The sequence below is a fragment of the Georgenia sp. M64 genome (assembly GCF_038049925.1).
In the GTDB taxonomy this organism is placed as follows: domain Bacteria; phylum Actinomycetota; class Actinomycetes; order Actinomycetales; family Actinomycetaceae; genus Georgenia.
This window is the reverse complement of the sequence record NZ_CP145809.1, coordinates 3,422,123-3,445,348: the sequence shown is the minus strand read 5'-3', so window position 1 is coordinate 3,445,348 and position 23,226 is coordinate 3,422,123. Positions and strand designations below refer to the sequence as shown.

The 23,226-nt window shown below is 73.2% G+C and carries 20 protein-coding genes; 10 read left to right on the top strand and 10 right to left on the bottom strand.

Annotated elements, in window-relative coordinates:
* Positions 1 to 48: 48 nt before the first annotated feature.
* Positions 49 to 840, top strand: a complete 792-nt coding sequence (locus AAEM63_RS15350; protein ID WP_341359097.1) for a hypothetical protein — start codon at positions 49 to 51, stop codon at positions 838 to 840.
* A 140-nt stretch (positions 841 to 980) separates the two neighbouring features.
* Here AAEM63_RS15350 and AAEM63_RS15345 read toward each other — a convergent pair whose 3' ends face one another.
* Complete coding sequence (locus AAEM63_RS15345; RefSeq protein WP_341359096.1) at positions 981 to 1,106, bottom strand: hypothetical protein; 126 nt, start codon at positions 1,104 to 1,106, stop codon at positions 981 to 983.
* Positions 1,107 to 1,245: 139 nt separating this feature from the next.
* On the opposite strand from AAEM63_RS15345, the gene AAEM63_RS15340 reads away from it, so the two are divergent.
* Positions 1,246 to 1,578: a YnfA family protein gene (locus AAEM63_RS15340; RefSeq protein WP_341359095.1), complete on the top strand. Its 333-nt coding sequence runs from the start codon at positions 1,246 to 1,248 to the stop codon at positions 1,576 to 1,578.
* An 88-nt stretch (positions 1,579 to 1,666) separates the two neighbouring features.
* Here AAEM63_RS15340 and rocD read toward each other — a convergent pair whose 3' ends face one another.
* A complete protein-coding gene (gene rocD, locus AAEM63_RS15335; RefSeq protein WP_341361391.1) occupies positions 1,667 to 2,854 on the bottom strand; it encodes an ornithine--oxo-acid transaminase in 1,188 nt (395 codons plus the stop codon).
* Positions 2,855 to 3,777: 923 nt separating this feature from the next.
* Here rocD and AAEM63_RS15330 point away from each other — a divergent pair.
* Positions 3,778 to 5,250, top strand: coding sequence for a dicarboxylate/amino acid:cation symporter (locus tag AAEM63_RS15330; protein ID WP_341359094.1), 1,473 nt, complete (start codon positions 3,778 to 3,780; stop codon positions 5,248 to 5,250).
* Between the two features lie 404 nt (positions 5,251 to 5,654).
* On the opposite strand, the gene AAEM63_RS15325 is transcribed toward AAEM63_RS15330, so the two are convergent.
* A complete protein-coding gene (locus tag AAEM63_RS15325) occupies positions 5,655 to 6,080 on the bottom strand; it encodes an SRPBCC family protein (protein WP_341359093.1) in 426 nt (141 codons plus the stop codon).
* 105 nt (positions 6,081 to 6,185) lie between these two features.
* Between AAEM63_RS15325 and AAEM63_RS15320 the strand changes: the two genes are divergently transcribed.
* Both AAEM63_RS15320 and AAEM63_RS15315 read left to right on the top strand, forming a co-directional pair.
* Positions 6,186 to 6,626, top strand: a complete 441-nt coding sequence (locus AAEM63_RS15320; RefSeq protein ID WP_341359092.1) for a hypothetical protein — start codon at positions 6,186 to 6,188, stop codon at positions 6,624 to 6,626.
* A gap of 34 nt (positions 6,627 to 6,660) precedes the next feature.
* On the top strand, positions 6,661 to 7,632 hold the full coding sequence (locus AAEM63_RS15315) for an NAD(P)-dependent oxidoreductase (protein WP_341359091.1): 972 nt from the start codon (positions 6,661 to 6,663) through the stop codon (positions 7,630 to 7,632).
* A 4-nt stretch (positions 7,633 to 7,636) separates the two neighbouring features.
* Here the strand turns inward: AAEM63_RS15315 and AAEM63_RS15310 are convergent, their stop codons facing one another.
* The 3 genes from AAEM63_RS15310 to AAEM63_RS15300 all read right to left on the bottom strand — a co-directional run bounded on the left by AAEM63_RS15310 (position 7,637) and on the right by AAEM63_RS15300 (position 11,014).
* A complete protein-coding gene (locus AAEM63_RS15310) occupies positions 7,637 to 8,458 on the bottom strand; it encodes an alpha/beta fold hydrolase (protein WP_341359090.1) in 822 nt (273 codons plus the stop codon).
* 360 nt (positions 8,459 to 8,818) lie between these two features.
* Entirely contained in the window at positions 8,819 to 9,967 is a 1,149-nt protein-coding gene (gene rsgA, locus AAEM63_RS15305; protein WP_341359089.1) for a ribosome small subunit-dependent GTPase A, read from the bottom strand.
* A 141-nt stretch (positions 9,968 to 10,108) separates the two neighbouring features.
* Positions 10,109 to 11,014 carry a LysR family transcriptional regulator ArgP gene (locus AAEM63_RS15300; protein ID WP_341359088.1) on the bottom strand — a complete coding sequence of 302 codons (906 nt, stop codon included), beginning with the start codon at positions 11,012 to 11,014 and terminating at the stop codon, positions 10,109 to 10,111.
* A gap of 70 nt (positions 11,015 to 11,084) precedes the next feature.
* Here AAEM63_RS15300 and AAEM63_RS15295 point away from each other — a divergent pair, with 70 nt between their 5' ends.
* Entirely contained in the window at positions 11,085 to 11,681 is a 597-nt protein-coding gene (locus AAEM63_RS15295; RefSeq protein ID WP_341359087.1) for a LysE/ArgO family amino acid transporter, read from the top strand.
* A 139-nt stretch (positions 11,682 to 11,820) separates the two neighbouring features.
* Here AAEM63_RS15295 and AAEM63_RS15290 read toward each other — a convergent pair whose 3' ends face one another.
* Positions 11,821 to 13,533, bottom strand: a complete 1,713-nt coding sequence (locus AAEM63_RS15290) for a RecQ family ATP-dependent DNA helicase (RefSeq protein WP_341359086.1) — start codon at positions 13,531 to 13,533, stop codon at positions 11,821 to 11,823.
* A 423-nt stretch (positions 13,534 to 13,956) separates the two neighbouring features.
* On the opposite strand from AAEM63_RS15290, the gene AAEM63_RS15285 reads away from it, so the two are divergent.
* Positions 13,957 to 15,561: a DUF222 domain-containing protein gene (locus AAEM63_RS15285; protein ID WP_341359085.1), complete on the top strand. Its 1,605-nt coding sequence runs from the start codon at positions 13,957 to 13,959 to the stop codon at positions 15,559 to 15,561.
* A 168-nt stretch (positions 15,562 to 15,729) separates the two neighbouring features.
* Here the strand turns inward: AAEM63_RS15285 and AAEM63_RS15280 are convergent, their stop codons facing one another.
* The 3 genes from AAEM63_RS15280 to AAEM63_RS15270 are packed head-to-tail and all read right to left on the bottom strand — an operon-like array spanning position 15,730 to position 18,793.
* Positions 15,730 to 16,605, bottom strand: a complete 876-nt coding sequence (locus tag AAEM63_RS15280; RefSeq protein WP_341359084.1) for a carbohydrate ABC transporter permease — start codon at positions 16,603 to 16,605, stop codon at positions 15,730 to 15,732.
* On the bottom strand, positions 16,605 to 17,540 hold the full coding sequence (locus AAEM63_RS15275) for a sugar ABC transporter permease (RefSeq protein ID WP_341359083.1): 936 nt from the start codon (positions 17,538 to 17,540) through the stop codon (positions 16,605 to 16,607). The genes AAEM63_RS15280 and AAEM63_RS15275 overlap by 1 nt, the downstream gene beginning before the upstream one ends.
* Positions 17,540 to 18,793, bottom strand: a complete 1,254-nt coding sequence (locus AAEM63_RS15270; RefSeq protein WP_341359082.1) for an extracellular solute-binding protein — start codon at positions 18,791 to 18,793, stop codon at positions 17,540 to 17,542. Before AAEM63_RS15270 ends, AAEM63_RS15275 begins: the two co-directional genes overlap by 1 nt.
* Before the next feature lie 222 nt (positions 18,794 to 19,015).
* Here AAEM63_RS15270 and AAEM63_RS15265 point away from each other — a divergent pair, with 222 nt between their 5' ends.
* From AAEM63_RS15265 to AAEM63_RS15255, 3 genes are all read left to right on the top strand, one after another.
* Positions 19,016 to 20,890, top strand: coding sequence for an alpha-glucosidase (locus tag AAEM63_RS15265; protein ID WP_341359081.1), 1,875 nt, complete (start codon positions 19,016 to 19,018; stop codon positions 20,888 to 20,890).
* Between the two features lie 266 nt (positions 20,891 to 21,156).
* A complete protein-coding gene (locus tag AAEM63_RS15260; protein ID WP_341359080.1) occupies positions 21,157 to 22,497 on the top strand; it encodes a potassium transporter TrkG in 1,341 nt (446 codons plus the stop codon).
* Positions 22,490 to 23,182, top strand: coding sequence for a TrkA family potassium uptake protein (locus AAEM63_RS15255; RefSeq protein ID WP_341359079.1), 693 nt, complete (start codon positions 22,490 to 22,492; stop codon positions 23,180 to 23,182). The genes AAEM63_RS15260 and AAEM63_RS15255 overlap by 8 nt, the downstream gene beginning before the upstream one ends.
* Positions 23,183 to 23,226 lie beyond the last annotated feature (44 nt).

The following is a 23,226-nucleotide window of genomic DNA, read 5'->3' as shown; positions in this document are numbered from 1 at the left end:
CCCCGTGACATGGGGAGAACTCCCCACCCGGTCCGCTACCGTCGGGGGATGGGCGAGGGACCCTGGACATCGTGGTCGGCCGGTACCGGTCCGACCGGCACCGGCGGTGCGTCGGCGAACCCCGGCGGTGCGTCGGCGAACCCCGGCGGTGCGTCGGCGAACCCCGGCGGTGCGTCGGCGAACCCCGGCGGAGCGGTCGCGTCCGCCCCGGCCGGGCCGACCCGTGCGGGGCCGGTCCTCGTGCGTGTCCTCGTGGCGATCGGCCTGCTCCTCGTGTGGGCGCAGACGGCGGGAGGCCCGGTCGAGCGGTCCACCGGTGACCTCCTCACCGACCTGGCGGTCGGCGAGGTGAGAAGCCTGACCATCGAGCGTCCCGACCCGCGGTCCGTCACCTCCGGCGAGGCCGAGGTGCAGTGGACCACCGACGGACAGACCTTCTGGGCGACGTACTGGTCCAGCACGGTGCCCGGGGAGGATGACGAGGGGCTCACCATCCTCGCGGCCGCGAGGGACGCCGGGGTCCCGGTGCAGAGCGAGCCGTTCGCCGTCGTCGAGCGGGACCAGGCTGGTCCGGCCTGGTCGGCCGTGGGTCTCGCGGCCCTGCTGGTGCTGGTCCTCGGGCCCGAGCCCCGCCTGGCGACGAGGTGGGCGTGGTTCTGGCTCGCCGTCGCCGCGGCTCCGGTCTGGCTGGTGTTCGTGCTGCTGGAGCCGGTGCCGCTGTGGTCACGGTCGCCCCGACCCGTCCGGCGACGGCTCACGGGCGGCTGGGCCTTCCTCGTCAGTGTCACCCTGCTGCCGTTCGTCCTCTCGGCCCTGCCCGACGGTCTGCTGCCCCGCTGACGGCCTGCTCCAACGCTGACGCTGACGCACCCGCCGTGGGACGACGGATGGCCCCGCCTGGGCGACGGGGCCATCCGTCATGCCGGACCGCTCGCGGCCCGTCCTGCCGGACCGCTCGCGGCCGGCCGAACCTTGCCGGGTTACTTGCGGCGGGCGTGCCACTGCCGGGCCGGCTGGGCGCGGGTCTCGTGGGGCACGAAGCCCTGCGACCGGCGCTGGCCGGGCTGCCGCTTCCCGGCCGGGTTCGCCTTCTTGGGAGCTCGCACGGCTACCTCCTTCTCCTCGATGCCGATGGGTCGCGCGTCTGCATCACGAGGTGAACATGGGACGAGCATCGCGTGCCGCGGTGGGCGCCGTCGAGGGATTTTGGACCCGGTACCGTCGTGGCCGACCCGAGGAGACACCATGCCCCTGCGTTCGATGCTGCTGTTCGTCCTGGCCGCCCTGCTCGAGATCGGCGGCGCCTGGCTGGTCTGGCAGGGGGTGCGTGAGCACCGTGGCTGGCTGTGGGTCGGACTCGGTGCGATCGCGCTGGGGCTCTACGGCCTCGTCGCGACCTTCCAGCCGGAGGCGAGCTTCGGCCGCGTCCTCGCCGCCTACGGCGGGGTGTTCGTGGCGGGCTCGCTCCTCTGGGGCGCGGTCGTCGACGGCTTCCGCCCCGACCGTTGGGACCTCACGGGTGCGCTCGTCTGCCTCGTCGGGGTCGCGCTGATCATGTACGCGCCGCGCCCCGCCTGACCCGGCACACCGGTACACCGACGGAGACCGGCACACCGGCGCACACCGGTGGCCGCCTCACCGGGCGCCGCCGGCCTGACCGCCGCGGTCAGCGACCGGCCTCGCGGGCCTCCTCCCGCAGCACCTCCGCGAGGGTGTCCAGCGCGAGGTGCAGGTCGCCGCGGGAGATCGTCAGGGGCGGCGCCAGCCGCAGCGTGTTCCCGTGGGTGTCCTTGGTGAGGACGCCGCGCGCGGCGAGGCGCTCCGACGTCGCCCGCCCGCTCAGGCCCAGCGCCGGCTGGACGTCCAGGCCCGCCCAGAGCCCGATCGTGCGCACCTCGGCGAGCAGTCCCTCCGCCACGAGGTCCTCCAGCCGGGCGGTGAGCTCGGCGCCGAGCTCGCGGGCCCGCGCCTGCAGGTCGCCCGGTGCGAGCAGGTCCACCACGGCCAGGCCGACCGCGCACGCCAGCGGGTTGCCACCGAACGTCGAGCCATGGGTGCCGGGGGAGAGGACCTCCAGGACGTCGCGGCGGCCCACGACCGCGGACACCGGCAGGATCCCGCCACCGAGCGCCTTCCCGAGCGTGGTGAGGTCGGCCCGCACGCCCGCGACGTCCTGCGCCAAGGTGGTTCCCGTGCGCCCGAGACCGGACTGGATCTCGTCGAGGACCAGCAGGACGTTCGCGCCGTCGCACAGGTTCCGCAGCCTCGGCAGGTAGTCCGCCGGCGGGATGATCACGCCCGACTCACCCTGCACGGGCTCGACGAGGACCGCGACCGTCGTCTCGTCGATGGCCGCGGCGACGGCGTCGGCGTCGCCGTAGGGCACGATCCGGAAGCCCGGGGTGTAGGGCCCGAACCCGTCGCGCGTCTCGGGGTCCGAGCTCATCGAGACGATCGTCGTCGTCCGGCCGTGGAACGCACCCTCGGCGACGACGATCGTCGCCTCGCCGTCGGGCACGCCCTTGACGTCGTAGCCCCACTTGCGGGCGGCCTTGACCGCCGTCTCGACCGCCTCGGCACCGGTGTTCATCGGCAGCAGCATCTCCGTGCCGGTCAGCGCGGCGACGGCGTCGGAGAACCTCAGGAGGAGGTCGTGGTCGAAGGCGCGCGAGGTCAGGGTGATCCGGTCGAGCTGCGCCTTGGCCGCCTCGACGAGTGCGGGGTGGCGGTGGCCGAAGTTCAGGGCGGAGTAGCCGGCCAGGCAGTCGAGGTAGCGCCGGCCGTCGACGTCGGTCACCCACGACCCCTCGCCGGAGTGCAGCACGATGGCGAGCGGGTGGTAGTTCGGGGCCAGCGAGCTGGGCGGGGCGGCGTGGCGTCCTGGGGCGTGGGAGTGCGACGACGACGGGGCAGGCGGGGTGGCGGCGTCCGGGGTGGTGGAGCGGTGCGGCGCCGAGAGGGTGGGGGGCGCCTGGCGGGGGTCGAGCACGGATCCTCCTGGGGTGGCAGCGGTGTGACCAGTGTCGCAGTACGCGGCCCTCCGGTGGCAGGGACCCGCAGGATCGCGCGCATCGGCGCACATGGCAGAGGTCCGGTGGTCGACGGCGCCGGCTCTCGCGTACCCCGGCGGGGGCTCGATCGGGCGCGTCCGCGTCTCGGTGGGTGAGAAGCACGGTGGACCGCCTGCCCCCGGGCCGTGGGACGTGGTTCGGTGTGCCGGTCACCTACCGGGCCGGTCCGCGGCCCGCCTGATCCGGGAGCGCTCGTGCTCAACGTCTGGAACCTCACCACCCGCCTCGTCGTCGACCTCCGTCGGCAGGCCGGTGCGATGTGTGTGCCGGCGTCCTGTTGTTGAGCTGACCGACCCGGCGAGGCGGCACCTCGCACGGTGACCGCGTCGGCACCCGCACGGTGACCCCGTCGTCAGCTGCACGGTGACAGCGTCGCCTCCCGCACGGTGACCGCGTCGGTCAGGGCCGCCGATGGCGCCCGGGCCTCGTGCGACCGGCCCAGGGGGCCGTCGGCCCACAGGTGAGCCGTGCCCGGCCGTCCGTCACCGGCGCCCTCGGGCCGCCGGGTCCGACGGCGCCGCCGGGTGCCGACCGCCTCGTGCGTCGCCGCTTGTCGGAGCTGCGCCCCGGCCCGCCGCGACCTGGCCGCACCTCGCCGCAACACCCGCCCCCACGCCCGAGCGAACACCTCGTCGCGCCGGCGCCCTCGAACCCACCCCGGCCGGCCACCCGGCCCGCCGCCCGCCAGACCAGAAAGGCACCACCCGTGTCCACCGCTCCCACCCAGAGGCGTCTGCGCCTGCCGTCGTTCAGCGCGCAGATCCTCATCGCCCTCGTCGTCGGCGTCCTGCTCGGCTGGCTCGCCCTCGAGATCGGCACCGGCGCCGAGGGTGAGCCCAACGGCCTGACCGTCGCGCTGGCGACGATCGGCTCGTCCTTCGTCAGCCTCCTCAAGGCGGTCGTCCCGCCGCTCGTCTTCACCGCCATCGTCGCCTCGATCGCCAACCTGCGCGGGGTCGCCAACGGCGCCCGCCTGGCCGGCCAGACCCTCCTGTGGTTCGCCATCACGGCCCTCGTCGCCGTCGCGATCGGCATCGGGCTCGGCCTGCTCCTGCAGCCGGGCATCAACTCCGGCGCCGACGCGTCGGCCGCGTCCGCGCCGGGGAGGACGGGCAGCTGGCTCGACTTCCTCAAGGGCATCATCCCCGCGAACTTCCTCGGCCTGACCTCCTCCGGCAGCCTGCAGACGGGCGCCGACGGCGCCGTCGCCGGCGTGAGCACGTCGGTGAGCTTCAACGTCCTGCAGATCATCGTCATGGCGCTCGTGGTCGGCGTCGCCGCCCTCAAGGTGGGCCAGAAGGCCGAGCCCTTCCTCACCTTCAACCGCTCGCTGCTGGCCGTGATCCAGAAGGTGCTGTGGTGGATCATCCGCCTCGCGCCCATCGGCACCCTCGGCCTCATCGGCAACGCGATCGCGACGTACGGCTGGGGCTCCATCGCCCAGCTCGGCACGTTCACCCTGGCCATCTACGTCGGCCTGGCGCTCGTCCTCTTCGTCGTCTACCCCGTGCTCCTGCGTGCGCACGGCCTGTCGGTGGGCCGCTACTTCCGGGGCGCGTGGCCGGCGATCCAGCTGGCGTTCGTCTCCCGCTCCTCCATCGGCACCCTGCCCGTGACCGAGCGCGTGACCGAGCGGAACCTCGGTGTGCCGCGTGCCTACGCCTCCTTCGCGGTGCCGCTGGGCTCGACGACCAAGATGGACGGCTGCGCGGCGATCTACCCGGCGATCGCGGCCATCTTCGTCGCCCAGTTCTTCGGGATCTCCCTCGGCGTGACGGACTACCTGCTCATCGTCTTCGTGTCCGTGGTGGGCTCCGCGGCGACCGCCGGGCTCACCGGCGCGACCGTCATGCTCACCCTCACCCTCTCCACCCTGGGCCTGCCGATCGAGGGCGTGGGTCTGCTGCTCGCCGTCGACCCGATCCTCGACATGGGCCGCACCGCGGTCAACGTCGCCGGTCAGGCGCTCGTGCCGGTCATCGTGGCCAAGCGCGAGGGCATCCTCGACGTCGAGCAGTACGAGTCGGCCGACGCCGAGGACCTCTTCACGGACGACCTGGACGACGAGGGGCGTATCGACGCGGCCGGCGCGGCTCCCGACGGCGCGGACGGCGCGGCTCCCGCGCTCGTCGGCTCGGGCGACGTGGCCGAGACGGCGGCGTCCGGCGTCCGGCGCTGACAGCCCGGGCCGCCCGACACCTCGGACACCCGACACCTCGGCCAGCCCGGGGCCTCAGCCGACCTGACAGCTCAGCACGAACGGTCTGACGAAGCGGAGCCCGTCCCCTCGGGGCGGGCTCCGTGACCGTCCGCAGCGCCTCTCGGCGGTAGGGCCGCTCGAAGCGGCTCGGCGTTGAAGCCCGGGGGCCGTGTCGGATCGGTCATCAGAGAGAACGCTTGGGGGGCACGGCACATTCCGTCCGGACGGTCGCCGACGACGACGGCGTCACCGACGACGACGGCGTCACCGACGGCGACGGCGTCACCGACGGCGACGGCGATGGCGTCACGCGACCTCGCGACATCCCGCGAGGCTGGCAGCGCGGGTGCCCTGGCGGGCGGAACGGGCCCGGCGGCGCGGGCTCAGCGGGCGAGGTAGCGCTCGATCCGCCACAGGGCCAGCGCGGTCATGCCCTCGAGGACGGGCGTGAGCAGCGCCGTCGTCAACCTGCGCGGCATTGGACCCCGCAGGTGAACCTGCTCGGTCCACCCGACGGCGCAGCGTCCCGGGCCGAGCGGCTCGACCTCGATCGAGACGTCACCGAGGAGCACCGGGCCGATCTTGCGCACGCGGAGCAGGCCCGGTCGGTCGCCCTCGGGCGACCGGACCTCCTCCACCCGCATCCGGTCGACGAAGAACCCCGTCGTCACCGCCTCCATGACGTCACCCGGGCGGGGCGGTGCGGGCGGGGCGTCGACCGTGGTCAGCGGGATCCAGCGGTCGTGGCCGGCGAGGTCGCCGACCAGCGCGAAGGCGACCTCGGCGGGGACGGGCAGGACACGGCGCACCGGCGCTCCTCTCGATCACGCCCCGGTGCCCGGGGCCGGTCCCATCGTCGCAGGTCCTGGACGGCGCGGCGCGGAGGGGTGCCGGCACCGGGCATGATGAGCGCCATGGGTCGACCGCGGCGACGGGTGCGCGTCGCCGTCGCGCTGCTCGCCGCGGCCGCGGGCCTGGGCGCGTGCTCGGCGCCGCCCCCGGACCTGCCCGCGACCATCGGCTGCACCTACCAGTACCGTCCCGGCGCGGGGGCGTCGGCCGGCGAGCGCAGCGGCACCGTCGAGGTGCTGGGCACGACCGGGCCCGCGACCGCACCGGCGGTGACCGAGCTGCCCGACTTCCGGATGGAGGTCGTCTACGTCGCCGCCGGCCCGGAGGGGGCCTCGGTGCGCATCGCCGTCGACGACCCCGCCGGCGAGCCCCTGCACCACGTGCTGTACCAGGTGGGCGCCGGCGCCGACCTCGGGTCGTCCACCTCGCACGGCTTCACGGGGCTGCACTACGTCTACTCAGGGCCGGCGGAGCTGCAGTTCTTCTGCGTGGCGGACGGCTGAGGCCGCTGTCGGGCCCGCCGGGCAGGATGGGCGCATGTTCCTCGCCCGCCGCCTCCTTCTCGCCGGAGAGCTTGCCCCCGCCGTCGCCGAGCACCTGCGTGACTGTGCCCGCGAACCCGACCGGTCGGACGGGACGGGCCCGGCACGGCTCCCGGAGCTCGACCTGCGGGTCCTGGACGCAGCGGCGACGGCGGACGACCTCGCCTGGGCCGACAGCTTCTCCGGCGTCACTGCCCCGCCGGGGCTGACGGCCGCCGGCATCGGCTGGGTCCACACGATGGCCGCGGGCGTGGACGGGATGGTCGCGGCGCTGACCGGCAGCGACGTCGTGCTGACCAGGACCATCGGCTCGATGCCGCGGGCCATCGGCACGTACGTCCTCGCGCACGTGCTCCCCGAGCTGACGCACGTCGCCGAGTACCGGGCGCAGCAGGACCGCCACGAGTGGCGGCGGCTCGAGCCCGCGCGGGTCGAGCGCCGGCGCGCCGTCGTCCTCGGCACCGGCGAGATCGGTGCGGGGGTCGCCGAGGTGCTGCGGGCGGTCGGCTACTCCGTGACCGGGCTGAGCCGGTCCGGCCGGCACCGGCCCGGGTTCGACCGGGTCGTCGCCCTGGCCGACGGCGCCACGGACCTCGCGGCGGCCGACCTCCTCATCCTCGCGCTCCCGCTCACCGAGAGCACCCGGGGTCTGGTGGGACCGGGCGTCCTGGGGTCGCTGCGCGGCGCCGTCGTCGTCAACGTCGGCCGGGGCGCGACCCTCGACCCCGGTGCGCTGCGGGCGGCGCTCGACGCCGGCTCCGTGCGCCGGGCCGTCCTCGACGTCGTCGAGACCGAGCCGCTGCCCGCCGACGACTGGCGCTGGGACCACCCGGGGGTCACCCTCACCCCGCACGTCTCGGGGCCGACCGAGGCGGTGGACATCGCCGAGGAGCTGCTCGCCGTCCGGGCCGACCTCGCGGCGGGGCGGCGGCCGTCGACGACGGTCGACCTGGGGCGCGGGTACTGACCCGTCAGGTAGTGCCGACGAGGTCCAGGACGGCGGTGGAGATCTCGTCCGGCTCCCGCTCGGGCAGCCAGTGCCCCGCGGGGAGCTCGACGAAGCGGTACCGCTCCTCGACGAGGTCGCCGGTGCGCTCCGCGGCCGACCGGGACAGGTACGGGTCGCGGTTGCCCCACAGGAAGGTCGTCGGCACGTGGACGGGTCCGACGTCCAGCCGGGTCAGCGGGAGGGCGCGGTACCAGTTGAGGGCGGCGGTGAGCGCACCGGGCTCGTCCATCAGCGCGGCGTACCGGGCGGCGTCGGGCTCCGGGAGCCCGCTGTCGCGCAGGGCTCCCTCCAGACGCTCGCCGAGCGCCGCCTCGGGCAGGCGGGGCACCTGGAACGCGAGCATGTAGGACGAGCGCACCAGCTGCGCCGGGTTGAGCATCGACCGCACCATCGCGCGCGGGTGCGGCGTGGACAGGGCGGTGAGGGAGGCGACGCGGTCCGGGTGGGCGGAGGCCAGTGCCCAGGCGACGCCGCCACCCCAGTCGTGACCGACGAGGTGCGCACGCTCGAGACCGGCGGCGTCGAGGAGGGCCAGGATGTCCGCGACGAGCCACTCGAGCCGGTACGCGGCGCGGGCGGGCGGCCGGGCCCCCGCGGAGTACCCCCGCTGGTCCGGGACGAGGGTGCGCAGGCCACCGCCGTGCAGGGCCGGGACCACCTTGTCGTACGCGGCGGAGCTCTGGGGGAAGCCGTGGAGGAGGACGACGCTCTCGCCGTCGACCGGCCCCTCGTCCCGCACGTCGAAGAGGAGGCTCCCTCGGTGGTACTGGCGCAGACGACTCATCCCCGCAGGTTACGCGGGTGGCGCCCCCGTCTCGCGCGGTGGGCCCCGGACCGTGCGCGGAGGCGGAGGGGGCCCGTCCCTTCCTTGGCGCAGGGGGGCGCGAATGGTCGGGACGGACCCCCAGGGCGACGGTGCCGCCGGGCGTCATGGCGCGACCACCCGGGACACCGTCACCGGCTCTACCGCTCCATGGAGACCTCCGCACGCTCGCCGATCTCCTTCCCAGGTTGCGCCGCCCCGCCCGGTTGCGCATCCCGGCGGCGGTCGGACCGGCGTCCGGACCGGCGTCGGGCCGGCGTCCGGACCGACGGTCGGACCGGCGTCCGGGCCGGCGTCCGTGCCGACGGAGCGAGCCCCGGCTCAGCGCCGGACGACCCCGTCCCGGCGCATCTGCCGGTGCATCGAGCCCCACTGCCGGGCCTGCTCGCGCCGCGCGCGGACGTCGGACCGGGTCGCCATCCACGCCGCCTCGCGCTGGAGGTGGAGCCAGCTCTCGAGGCGGCGCCGGGGGAACTCCCCGGACTCGACGGCCGCGAGGACGGCGCATCCCGGCTCCGCCCGGTGGCTGCAGTCCGCGAAGCGGCACGACGCCGCGAGCTCCTCGACGTCGGCGAAGACCTTGTCGACGCCGTCGCCGACGTCGAACAGCCCGACCCTGCGCAGTCCGGGGGTGTCGATGACGAGGCCGCCCCCGGGGAGGACGACGAGCTCACGGTGGACGGTGGTGTGCCGCCCACGGCCGTCGGCGGCCCGGACCTGCTGGGTGGCCATGACCTCGCCGCCGGCCAGGGCGTTGACGAGGGTGGACTTGCCCGCGCCCGAGGGACCGAGCACCACCGCCGTCGCCGAGCCGGCGAGGTACCCACGCACCGCGGGGACGCCCTCGCCCGTCACCGCCGAGACGGCGTGGACGTCCACGCCCGGCGCGGCGCCACCGACGTCGGCGAGCAGCCGCGGCAGCCCGTCGGGCAGGAGGTCGGCCTTGGTGAGGACGACGACGGGCGTGCCGCCGCTGTCCCAGCCGAGGGCGACGAGGCGCTCGATGCGCCCGAGGTCCGCGAGGTCGTCGGCGTGGCGGGCCGGCTCGGCGACCACGACGACATCGACGTTGGCGGCGAGCACCTGACCCTGCCCGTCACCGGAGAGGCCCTCGCGTGAGGTCCGCGATACGCCGCCACGCACGACGGCGGACCGGCGCGGCAGGACGGCCGCCACCTCGCGGCGGCCCTCGGGCACGGCGACGAGGGCCACCCAGTCGCCCACGCACGGGAGCGCGACGGGGTCGGCCGCGCCGGACCGGCGCACGGGAGCGGCGAGCCGCGCGTGCTCGGCGCCGGTGGCGGTGAGGACCTCGACGGCGCCGCGGTCGACGCGGCTCACGCGCCCGGGCTCGGTGCCGGCGGGCAGGGTCGCGGCCAGGGCGTCGCTCCAGCCGAGCGCGGGGAGGTCGGGGGAGTCGGGGCGGGTCGGGTGAGAGGGGTCGTGCCGGGTCTGACGTGGTGCAGTCACTGGTGGGCATCCTTCGGGTGGGGATGCCGCGCACGTCAGGGCGACGGGGGCATCCGGGGAGTGGACGGGCACAGCGGGAGAACGACCACTGCCCTCACCTCCTCGGACGACGTCGGCGCTGTCGTGGCGCCGGTGTGGACGCTAGCCGGGCGCCGCGTCGGCGTCGAGCGATTTTCGCCCGGCGTCTCGCAGCGCCTGCCGGCCCAGCCGGCGGACGGACTCGCTGATCCGGTCCAGCCGCTCGGCGTCGAGCGTCCAGACCTGCCAGTAGAGCGCGACGTCGCGGTGCGCGCCGTCCTCGAGGAGCGTGAGGGAGCCGTCGTCGAGGTCGGCGCCGAGCTGGAGCTCAGGGATCATGCCCCACCCCAGACCGGCCCGGAGAGCGGCGAGGAACGCCTCCGAGGACGGGATGGTGTGCCTCGGCGGCGAGACGCCGCGGGCGCGAAGGACCTCGTCCTGCAGGGCGTCCTTGGCGTTGAACTCCAGCACGGGCATGGCGCCCCAGTCGACGCCCGAGCCCGTGCGGTACCGCTCGACCAGTGCGGGGGCGGCGACCGGGAGGTAGCGCATCGAGCCGAGCCGCTCGACGCGGCAGCCGTTCACGGGCGTGGGGCTGCCGGTGACGGCGCCGACGACGTCCCCGCGGCTGAGGAGCTTGCTGCTGTGGTCCTGGTCCTCGACGTGGAGCTTCACCGTGGTGTCGGGCCAGCCGGCGGCCTCGCGCAGGACAGCGACGAACCACGTCGCCAGGGAGTCGGCGTTGACCGCCACGGGTGTCACCGGGCGGGAGGCGGCGCCGGTGCCGAGCGCGCTCCAGGTCTCGGCCTCGAGGACCTGGACCTGACGGGCGGTGCGCAGCAGCACCACCCCCGCCTCGGTCGGGGTGCAGGGCGCGCCGCGGCGGACGACGACCTGTCCCACCGACCTCTCGAGGGCCTTGATCCGCTGGCTGACCGCCGACGGGCTGATTCTCAGCAGGTCCGCCGCAGCCTCGAACGTCCCCTCGTCGATGATCGCCGCCAGGGCCCTGAGCTGCTCGAAGTTCATGAAGCAGACCTTAACGACGTGCAGATCCCCGCGTTTGTCTTCAGCGAGGGTCCTCCGTACCGTCGCGGTGGTGTGGAGCACCTGGGGAGCCGGCCTCCTGACCGGTCTCGCGCTGATCGTCGCGATCGGTGCGCAGAACGCGTTCGTGCTGCGCCAGGGCATCCGGCGCGAGCACGTCGGCGTCGTGGTGGTCCTGTGCGCGGTGAGCGACGCCGTGCTCATCCTCGGCGGGACGGCGGGCATCGGGGTGCTGGTGTCGCGCTTCCCGGCGGTGCTGGACGTCCTGCGGTGGGGCGGGGCCGCCTACCTCGCGTGGTGGGCCGTGCGGTCCTTCGCCTCGGCGGCCCGGCCGTCGTCGTTGGCCGCCGAGGCGCCGCGGTCACGGGGATCGGTGATCGCCACCACCCTTGCGCTGACGTACCTCAACCCCCACGTCTACCTCGACACCGTCGTCCTGGTCGGCAGCCTCGCCAACCAGCACGGCCCGGGCACCCGGTGGGTCTTCGCGGCCGGAGCGGTCACGGGCAGCGTCGTGTGGTTCTCCGCGCTCGGGTACGGTGCCCGGGCGCTCTCCGGGGTCCTGAGGAGCCCGAGGACCTGGCAGGCGGTGGACGTGGTGATCGGCGTGGTGATGCTCGTCCTGGCCGTCAACCTGGTCCTAGGCTGATCCGCGCCCACCCGGGTCGGCGGAACCGGCGCCGGAGGTGATGCCCGCCGTCCGTGGAGCCGCCGCGGTGGGGTGGCCCGACCCCGCGGACCCTCCGCACGACCTTTCCGCGGCCGTCCTCAGCGCTGCCGGACCGTCCCTACGCCCGACGCAGCAGAGCGTCGATGAGGTCGCGGGAGAGGGTCTTGTAGCCCTCGGTCTCGAAGAAGACGGTGATCCGGTCGCCCTCGTGGCGCATCACCACCCCCGGCCCCCACTCCGCGTGCACGACGGCGGCCTGGAGCGGCCAGGCCTCGCTCGCGTCGTCGCCGTCGTGCGCCGCGGTCCCCGAGAGGCAGACGTCGCACCTGCCGCACGCGCCGGTGTGCTCCTCCCCGAAGTACCCCAGGAGGAAGTCGCGCCGGCAGGACGTCGTCTCGGCGTAGCCCCGCATCATCTCGATCCGGGAGCCGGCGATCCGCTCCCGTGACTCGGTCGCGTCGACCGCCGCCTCGACCACGCGGGCGGGCCGGTCGTCGCCGACCGCCCGGACGCCCCGCCGGCTCCGCACCGCCGCGCCCACCTCCGTGAGGAGGTTGACCTGGTTGGTGAGGCGGCGGGCGGGCATGCCGAGCTCGCGGCGCAACGCCGTCATCGGCACGGGCCGGTCCGCGGCACGAAGGGCGGTGAGCACCGCGCGCAGGGAGTCCTCGTCCACCGACGTCGTCGCGAAGAACCGGCGCAGCCCGAGGTCCTCGGGACGGTAGTGCAGCGACGCGACGGCGGGCTCGCCGTCACGTCCGGCACGTCCGATCTCCTGGTAGTAGCTGTCGAGGGACTCGGGGGCGTCGGCGTGGACGACGTGGCGCACGTCCGGCTTGTCGATGCCCATCCCGAACGCCGAGGTGGCGACGACGACGTCGAGCGCGCCGTCGAGGAAGGCCCGGTGGACGTCGTCGCGCTCGTCCGCCCGGCGTCCGGCGTGGTAGGCGGCGGTCCGGAGGCCGCGGTCGGCCAGCTCGGCGGCGTAGGCCTCGGTCTCCTTGCGCGTCGCGACGTAGAGGAGCCCGGGGCCGGCGAGCTCGCTCACCTGCGCCAGGACGGCACGTCGCTTGTCGTCGGCGCTCGTGTGGCGGTGGACCTCGAGGTTGAGGTTGGGCCGGTCGAAGCCGCGGGTGACGACGAGCGGGTCCCGCAGGCCCAGGCGCTCGATGATCTCGCGCTGGACCGGGCCCGACGCCGTCGCGGTCAGCGCCACGACCGGCGGCCGACCGACCCGGTCGACGGCGGATCCGAGGGCGAGGTAGTCCGGCCGGAAGTCGTGTCCCCAGGACGAGACGCAGTGCGCCTCGTCGACGACGAGGAGCGAGGGGTGGGCGTCGCGGAGCCGGTCGACCACCGTGTCCTTCGCGAGCTGCTCGGGTGCGAGGAACAGGAACTCCGCCCCGTGCTCGCGCACGGCCTCCCAGGCCTCGGCGTTCTCCCGCGCGTTCTGCGCCGAGTTGACCGCCACCGCCTCGGGCCCGCCGGCCTCAAGGAGCCCGGCGACCTGGTCGGCCTGAAGGGCGATGAGCGGGGAGACGACTACGGTCGGACCGTCCCGCAGGACCGCCGGCACCTGGTAGATGGCCGACTTGCCGTAGCCGGTGGGCATGACCGCGAGGACGTCGCGGCCGGCGACGGCCGCGGCCATGGCCTGGCCCTGGCCCGGGCGGAGCTCCACCCAGCCGAAGGTGTCCCGGGCGACGCGCTCGACCTCGGTGGTGTCGGTGGTGTCCGAGGGTGCATCGGTGAGCGCGGCGGGCGTGTGCGCGGCGACGGTCGTGGCGGAGCTCCCCGAGGAGGAGGCGCGGGACGCGGGACGGGCAGGCATGGGGCAACTCTGCGGCGCCGTCGGCGGGTCGGCAATCCGGGGCGCGGACTCCGGGCCGCGGCGAGAACCGCTCCGTCTGCCGGTCCTCGTCTGCGCGCCCGGCGCCACAGCTGCGCGGTCACCGTCGTGCTGTGACGCTCCCGCACTGACCGCGTGTCGGGTGCTTCACGCGCCGCGAGGACGCTTTCGCCGCCTCCTCCTGGTGCCTTGGTCCGGGTACCTCCGGGTTTCGCGGCGCGTGGGCGCATCGGTGCGTGTGTATTCAAGAATGCGGCGTCTGTGGATATTCGGGGTTATCCACAAATTCATTTGCACAAGTCGTGGGTATTGCTTCCTTGTACGGGCGTTCGATAAATTAGGGGTAGGTAGCTGACTCGTATTGGATGCCTCGGAGACCGGGGCGGTGTGCCCTGGAGGTGTGTGGTGGCGGCGGAGGCGGTGGTCGATCCCGGGACCGCGCTGGCGGCCGGGGTCGGCGACCTGCTCACCGCGTGCGCGGCCCTGGCGGAGGTGGATGTGCACGGGGTGGCGTTCACCGCCCTGGCCGAGACTGCCGGCGCGTTGGAGCGGGTCCGCCGTCAGGTCGCGGGCCTGGAGGCCAGGGTCCTGGCCGCGGTCGACGCCGACGGGCGGTGGGCCACCGGCGGGGCCCGGACCCTGCCCGCCTGGGTGCGCCAGATCACCGGCGCCCACCCCGCGACCGCCGCCCGGCGGGTGCGTACCGCCCGGGCCCTGCGTGACGTCCTGCCCGCCGCCGCGGCGGCCCTGGCGGCCGGGGACATCAGTGACGAGCACGTCGGGGTCCTCATCCGCCACGCCACCGACACCCCCGCCCGGGTGGCGCAGCTGGCCGACCCCGAGATGGGCGAGGAGTTCCTCGTCGGCTGCGCGGCGGGCCTGGACGTGGCCCGGTTCACCCGCCTGGTCGCCCACTGGGCCATCCGCACCGACCCCGACGCCGCCGACCGCTCCTACGCCGATGACCTGGACCGGGAGGAGCTGTTCATCTCCGACGTCCCCGGCGGGTCCCTCCTGCGCGGCTTCCTCGCCACCGCCAACGCCACCGCCCTGAAAGAAGCCCTGACCGCCCGCACCGGCGTCCCGCCCGCCGGAGACACCCGCACCCCCGCCCAACGCCGCGCCGCGGCCCTGAACGGCATCACCCACCTCGCCCTGGACTCCGGCACCCTCCAACCCACCGCCCGGATCCGCCCCCACCTGGCCGTGACCACCACCCTGGACACCCTCCTCGCCCTCACCGCCGCCGCCGCACCCCACGACCCCGACTGCACCCGCCGCGCCGGCGCCACGGCGTGTATCTGCACCACCACCGGGAGCACCGACGGCTCTGGCGGCGCGGGCGGCTCTGGCGGTCCCGGGCAGAGTGACGCCGGCACGGGCGGCGGTCAGGACACGGACGTGCTGGCACGGATCACCGCCGACCTCGACCCGGGCGTCCTGGCCGGGGTCGAGGCCGCGACCCTGGCCGACAACACCCCCATCCCCTTCACCCTCCTCGCCCGCCTGGCCTGCGCCAGCGCCGTCCACCGCGTCATCTTCGGCCCCGACGCCGAGATCCTCGACGTCGGCCGCGAGGAACGCCTCTTCACCACCGCCCAAACGAGGGCGATCATCGCCCGCGACCGCCACTGCCAGTACCCCGGCTGCGACGCCCCACCCGGCGAGGGCGAGATCCACCACAACCTCTGGTGGTACGCCCACCACGGCCCCACCGACATCACCAACGCCATCCTGCTCTGCTGGCACCACCACGACCACGTCCACGCCCAACACATCACCATCGAACGCCACCCAACCCACTGGACCTTCCTCGACCGCCACGCCACCCCCATCGGCACCACCCCCATCACCACCCCCGGAACACCACCGACCCCCCGCGCAGCACCATCGACCTCAGGGTCACCACCAAGCACCGGAGCGCCACCGAGCCCCGGAGCATCGCCGAGCAGCGGATCACCACCGAGTACCGGATCGCCGCCGAGTACCGGAGCGCCGCCGGGCACGTAGTCGTCGCCGAGCGCCAGGCCGCCACCGAGCGCCGGACCACACCGAGCGCCGGGCCACACACCTTCACCCGACCGACGGGTACGAAGGCTCGGCCACCGCTCGAACCGACGACTGGTCAGGTGCGCTGCGCAAACTCCAGCTGGGCGTACCGACCGCCCGCGTCGACGACTACTTGATCGCACCCCGCGTGACGCCGGAGATGACCCACCGCTGTGCGAAGAGGTAGACGAGGAGGAGCGGCGCCATGGCCAGCAGGTACGAGGCGAACGCGAGCGTGAAGTCGGCCGAGAACTGCCCCTGGAAGACGTACTGGACGAGCGGGATGGTCGCGCCGCCGGGGTCCGAGATGATGATGAGCGGGAGCATGAAGTCGTTCCACGCCCACAGGCAGGTCAGGATCCCGACCGTGGCGTTGATCGGAGCCAGCAGCGGGAAGACGACCCGCCAGTACACCGCCCACGTGCTCGCCCCGTCCATGCGTGCCGCCTCCTCGAGCTCGCGGGGGATCGAGGCGATGTACGCGGTGTAGATGAAGACGTTGAACGACAGCCCGTAGACCGTGTACAGCAGCACCAGCCCGATCTGGTTGTCCAGCCCGAGGGTCGCGGTCAGCTTCGCTACCGGGAGCATGAGGATGGGGAAGGGGATGAACAGCGCGGAGATGAAGTAGAAGAAGAGGCCCTTGAAGAGCTTCCGGTCCATGTGACGGGCGATGGCGTAGGAGACCATCGAGTTCGTCAGCAGCGTCAGGACCACGGCGCCCACGGTGATGAAGGCGCTGTTGAGGAACGCCCGCGGGTAGTTGGTCAGGGTCCACGCCTGGGAGAAGTTCCCCCACGCGACCTCGCTCGGTGGGGCGAACCCGGACCCGCCGAGCTGGTGGGGGGTCTTCAGGGCCGTGACGATCGTGAAGTACAGCGGGATGAAGATCGTCAGGGACAGCACGATGAGGAGCGCCGTGAGCCACATGTTCGCGCCGCTGCGCTCCCGACGGGAACGGCGCGCCTGCTTCGGCTCCGGCAGGGTGACGGACGTGGCGGACATCAGGCGGACACCTCCTCACGCCGCAGCACGCGTAGCTGCACGACGGCGAAGACCATGATCACGATCATGAAGATGACGGCGTTGGCGATCTGGTAGCCGTACTCGCCGCCCTGGAACCCGCCCCGGTAGATGAGGACGGCGATGGTCTCGGTGGCGGTGCCCGGACCGCCGCCTGTCATGGCGATGACCTGGTCGAAGACCTGGAGGAAGTTCTTCAGCGACAGGACCATGTTGATGGTGAAGAACGCCCAGATCATCGGCATGGTGATGTGCCAGAACCGCGTCCACGGGCTGGCGCCGTCGATCGATGCGGCCTCGTACAGCTCCACCGGCACGGTCTGCAGGCCGGCGATGTAGATGATGATGTTGAACGCGACCGCCTGCCAGACCGTCATGACGACGATCCCGATCCACGCCAGGTCCGGGTCGGTGAGGATCGAGGTCGAGAGCGCCTCGATGCCGAGGGACGAGGCGATCGCGGGCAGCGACTGGTTGAACAGGTACTGGAAGACGTACCCGACGACGATCAGTGCCAGGACGTTCGGGATGAAGTAGACGCCGCGAAGGGTGTTCTTGAACTTGATCTTCCCGTTGAGCCCGACGGCGACCGACAGGGCGATGACGTTGACCAGCACGGTGGCGACGAGCGCGAACTGGAACGTGAAGAGGTAGGTGCTCCGGACCCGGTCGTCGCCGAAGAGCGCCGCGTAGTTCGACAGCCCCACGAAGTTCCACGACCCGTAGCCGGGGGAGTCCGTGAGGCTGAAGAACACGCCCTGGAGCACCGGGAGGGTGTGGAAGATGAAGAAGAGGATGAAGGCCGGCACGACCATCCAGTAGTACGCCCGGTCCAGACCGCTCCTCCTGCGGCGCTCACCCCGCTCGCCCTCCGTGCCGGCGGGACGGGTGGCCCTGGTGTCGGTCGCGGCGGCCATCAGCTCTGCACCGCCCCGAGGCCCCAGGAGCGCCGCTGCGACACGCGGTCCCAGTTCTCGTCGAGCGTGCCGAGGAACGCGTCGGTGTTGCCGTCGCTGAGGTACTGCTGCAGGAGCGGCCCGAGCGGGATCGCCGGGATGAACTGGTGGTCGAAGAAGCCCACGGTACGTCCCTCCTCGATGTAGCTGCGGACGCCGGCCAGTGCCGGGTCGTCGTTGGTCACGCCCTCGAGGGTGGGGATCGCGAGCTGCTGCTCGGCGTACTCCTCGACGACGTCGGGCTGCATGAGGAACTCGATGAAGCGCATGGACTCCTCCGGGTGCGCGCCGTTGGCGCCGGCCGTGATGACGACGTCGACGCCGGAGACCAGCCGGGTGTCCTCGGGGTTCTCCGTGGCCGGCAGCGCGAAGGTCCCGATCGTGAAGTCCGGTTCGAACGAACGCACCTGCGGGACGGCGTAGCTGCCGATGAGGAGCATCGCCGACTGGCCCTCGGCGAAGGCCCGGGTGCCCTCCTGGTAGCCGTCGGCGAGCGGGTCGGGCTGGGTGTACTCGAAGAGCGTCGCGAGCTTCTCCACCCCCTCGGGCCAGGCCTCCTGGAACGACGCCTCCCCGGCGAAGCGGTCGACGTAGAAGTCCTCGGGCGTGGTCTGGGACATGATCGGTGCCATCGGCGCCTGCGCGGTCCAGGCGTCGGCGAGCATGCCGTAGAACGGCGTGATGCCCTCGGCCTCGAACGTCTCGGCCACCTCGATGAGCTCGGACCACGTCTGCGGGACCTCGACGCCGTACTCCTCGAACATCTCGATGTTGTAGAGGACCCCGCTGGCGTTGGCCGCGAAGGGCACACCGTTGACGGCGTCCGGCGTGCTCGCCCCGAGCTCCTGGAGCGTCTCGACGTACTGCTCGCTCACGTCCTCCAGCACCGGCTCGCCGGCGAAGTCCATGAAGATCCCGGCGGAGGCGAGCTCACCGAACGTGGCGTTGCCGTTGAGGGTGAGGACGTCGGGCACGTCCTCCTTGACGAGCCGCGTGCGCAGCGCCGTCTCGGCGTCGGGCACGTTGTCGACGACGATGTCGATGTCGGGGTTCTCGGCCTCGAACCGCGCGGCCAGCTCCTCGAAGTACTGCACCGCCTCGCCCTTGAACTGGAAGAACACCAGCTCGGTGCGGTCGTCGGTGCCGCCCGCGCACGCGGCGAGCATGGTCACCGCCGCGAGGGCGGCGGTGCTGCGGAGTCCTCGTCGACTCATGGACCACCTCGGGGGCTCGTGTCCGCTGGACGTCCACCGTGCCGGTGTGACGTAGGTCCCATCTGCTTCCTGTGTAGTCCCGATCACGGGGGGCGGCAACCGGAGGCAGAGACCACCTGTTCCACCCCGCCCCGCCGGTCGCGCACCCCCACCGCCCCGCCGACCGGCACCGACGGACCGGTCGACGGGTGCGATGCCGGGCCGCCTCCTACGCTGGCTGTCATGACGAGTCCCGAGCCGAACCTCGCCCCGGACCACGCCGGCACGGGGGAGGACCCCGGCAGGAGCAACGACGCCGGCAGGAACGACGACCCCGGCCGGAACAACGATGCCGGCAGGAGGGGCGACGCCGGCCGCGGCAACGCGTGGTGGCGCTCCGCCGTCGTCTACCAGATCTACCCGCGCTCCTTCGCCGACTCCGACGGCGACGGCGTCGGCGACCTGCGTGGCGTGATCGCCAAGCTCGACCACCTCAGGTCGCTCGGCGTCGACGTCGTGTGGCTCTCGCCGATCTTCACCTCCCCGCAGGCGGACAACGGCTACGACATCTCCGACTACCAGGGCATCGACCCCACGTTCGGGTCGCTCGAGGACGTCGACGAGCTCATCGCCGGTCTGCACAGCCGCGGTATGAGGCTCGTCATGGACCTCGTGGTCAACCACACCTCGGACGAGCACCAGTGGTTCGTGGAGTCGGCGGCGTCGAAGGACTCGCCCAAGCGCGACTGGTACTGGTGGCGCCCGCCCCGCGAGGGCTTCGTCGGCGGCGAGCCCGGCGCGGAGCCGACGAACTGGCACTCCTTCTTCTCCGGCTCCACCTGGCAGTGGCACCCGGAGACGGGGGAGTACTACCTCCATCTCTTCGCCCGCAAGCAGCCCGACCTCAACTGGGAGAACCCCGAGGTCCGCCAGGCCGTCTACGCGATGATGCGGTGGTGGGTCGCCCGCGGCGTCGACGGCTTCCGCATGGACGTCATCAACCTCATCTCCAAGGTGGTGGGCGAGGACGGCGCGCTGCCCGACGGCCTCGTGGGCGCCGACCTCCCGGCCGGGGTCAGCCGCTACGCCGACGGCTCGCCGTTCTACACCAACGGGCCGCGCCTGCACGAGTTCCTCCACGAGATGCACACCGAGGTCCTTGCCCATGGGGCGGCATCGGGGGACGTCCTCATCACCGTCGGCGAGATGCCCGGCGTCACCCTGGAGGAGGCCCGGAAGGTCACGGACCCGGCGCGACGCGAGCTCGACATGGTCTTCACCTTCGAGCACGTCGGCATCGACCACGGCCCCGGCGGCAAGTGGGCGCTGCGCCCGCTGCACCTGCCCGACCTCAAGGCGAACCTCGCCCGCTGGCAGGAGGGCCTCATGACGGTCGGCTGGAACTCGCTGTACTGGAACAACCACGACCAGCCCCGCGTCGTCTCGCGCTGGGGCGACGACTCGGCCGAGCACCGCGTCGCCTCCGCGAAGAGCCTCGGCACCGTCCTGCACCTGCTGCGCGGCACGCCGTATGTCTACCAGGGCGAGGAGCTCGGTATGACGAACGTCGGCTGGTCCCAGATCGGGAGCTACCAGGACATCGAGACGCTCAACTACTACCGCGAGTCCGTCTCCGGGGGTGCCAGCGACGGCGAGGTCATGGCGGGCATCGGGCCGGTCTCGCGGGACAACGCCCGCACCCCGATGCAGTGGTCGGACACGCCGCAGGCCGGCTTCACCACGGGGACACCGTGGCTCGCCGTCAACCCCAACTACCCGGCGGTCAACGCCGAGGCCGCGGTCGCCGACCCCGACTCGGTCTTCCACCACTACCGCCGGCTCATCGAGCTCCGGCACTCCCGCGAGGTGGTCGTCGAGGGGGACTTCACCCTGCTGCTGCCCGACGACGAGCAGGTCTTCGCCTACACCCGCACCCTCGCGGACGAGACGCTCCTCGTGGTCGCGAACCTCTCGAGCGCCCCGGCCGTGGTCGACCTGCCGGGGCAGGCGGCGACCGTGGCGGGCACCCTGCTGCTCGGCACCCACGCCGACGGCGCGCCCGCCGACGGCGAGCGGGTGAGCCTGGCCCCGTGGGAGTCCCGGACCTACCTGGCCTGAGCAGCGCTCCCACCGGGTCCCGAACGGCCGGGGGAGCGAAGCGGCAGGGCGCGCCCCGACCGCCCGCCGGCACCTGGCACCTGTGTCGCACCAGACACCGCGCGGGCTGGTGGCGGCCATGCGCGGAGGACTACGTTTCCCGCGTGCTGAACGACGGGCCCACGGCCCGACCTCCTGCGGGACCGGGCAGGCCCCGGACCCCGGACGGGCCGCACACACGCCGGCCCCGGCCGCCGCTCCAGCCCTTCCAGCGGCACCCGTCCCAGGTGCTGGCCCTCGGCTTCGCCGTCGCCCTGGCGATCGGCACGGTCCTGCTCATGCTGCCGGTCTCCGTGGTCGCCGAGCCGCCGACCGACCTCATGCCGGCGCCGACCACCGCGGTCGGTGGCGCCACCTTCGTCACCGCCGTCTTCACCGCGTCGTCCGCCGTGGCGGTGACGGGTCTGGTCGTGGTCGACACGGCGACCTACTGGACGCCGTTCGGCCAGGCCGTCATCCTCGCGCTCATCCAGGTGGGCGGCCTGGGCATCATGACCTTCGCCTCCCTCCTCGCCATCCTCATGGCGCGCCGCCTGGGTCTGCGCGGGCGCCTCCAGACCTCGGCGTCGGTGCGCACGGTGGGCATGGAGGACCTGCGCGGGGTGGTGCTGGGCGTGGTCCGGGTCGCGGGTGCGGTCCAGGCCGTCGTCGCCACGATCCTGTTCGTGCGGCTCCTCACCGCCCACGACCTCGGCCCCGGCGCGGCGGCGTGGAACGCGGTCTTCCTCGCCGGCTCGTCCTTCAACAACGCGGGCTTCGCGCTCGCCGGCGACAGCCTCATGGGCTTCGCCACCGACCCGGTGGTCCTGGTGCCCATCACCGTGGCGGTCATCATCGGCGGTCTGGGGTTCCCGGTGATCTTCGAGCTGCGCCGCCACCTCGGCGAGCGCCTGCGCTGGTCGATGAACACCAACCTCGTCCTGGCCGGCACCGCCGGCCTCCTCGCGGTGAGCACCGTGACGATCGCCGCCCTGGAGTGGACCAACCCCGGCACGCTCGGCCCCCTGGACTGGCCGGCCAAGCTCCTCAACGCCTTCGCGGCGGCGGCGTGGACCCGTACCGCCGGGTTCAACGCCGTCGACGTCTCGGCGATGCACACCCAGACGTGGTTCGCGCAGGACATCTTCATGTTCATCGGCGGCGGCCCCGCCGGCACTGCCGGCGGCATCAAGATCACCACGTTCCTCGTGCTGTTCTTCATCATCGTCACCGAGCTGCGCGGGGAGACGGCGGTCAACGCGTTCGGCAAGCGGCTCGCACGCTCTGTCCACCGCGAGGCCGTGACGGTGGCCCTGCTCGCGGTCGCCGTCGTCATGACCGGCACGTGGGTGCTGCTCATCACGACCCACTTCACCCTCGACCAGGTCCTCTTCGAGGTGGTCTCCGCGTTCGGCACGGTGGGCCTCAGCACCGGCATCACCCCGGCGATCCCGGACGCGGGCAAGATCATGCTCGCGGTGATCATGTTCATCGGCCGGCTCGGCCCCGTCACCCTCGGGACCGCGCTCGCCACCCGCAGCCGCAAGCTCCTGTACGAACTGCCCAAGGAGAGACCCGTCATTGGCTAACGCCTTCCGCGCCAGGCGCGCACGCACCCTCTCCGAGGGCGACTCCGTCGTCGTCATCGGGCTCGGCCGCTTCGGCCGGGCCCTGGCGGTCGAGCTCGCCCAGTCCGGCGTCGAGGTCATGGGCGTCGACACCGACGAGGAGGTCGTCCAGGAGCTCAACGGCGTCCTCACCCAGGTGGTGCGCGCCGACGCCTCCAAGGAGGAGGTGCTCCACCAGCTCGGGGTCGCCGAGTTCACCCACGCCGTGGTGGCGATCGGGTCGAACATCGAGGCCTCCATCCTCACCTCGTCCTGGCTGCTGAGGTTCGAGATCCCCGCGATCTGGGCCAAGGCGATCAGCGAGCCGCACGGTCAGATCCTCAAGCAGCTCGGCGTCCACCACGTGGTCTACCCCGAGGCCGACATGGGCCGGCGGGTCGCCCACCTGCTGCGCGGCTCGATCGCGGACTACCAGGAGATCGGCGGTGGCTTCGCCATGGTGACCGCGGCCCCGACGCCGTCGATGGTGGGACGCTCGCTCGAGGAGATCGGCTTCCGCAAGAAGTACAACCTCAACGTCGTCGCGGTGCGCCGGCCCGAGGGGGAGTGGGAGCACGCGACCGGGGAGACCGTGCCGCGCTGGGACGACCAGATCATCGTCATGGGCCCGAAGGAGATCGCGGAGAGCTTCATCGACATGGCCTGAGGGACCCCGCCACGCCGGGTGCCGGCACCGGGGCTGCCCCGCCA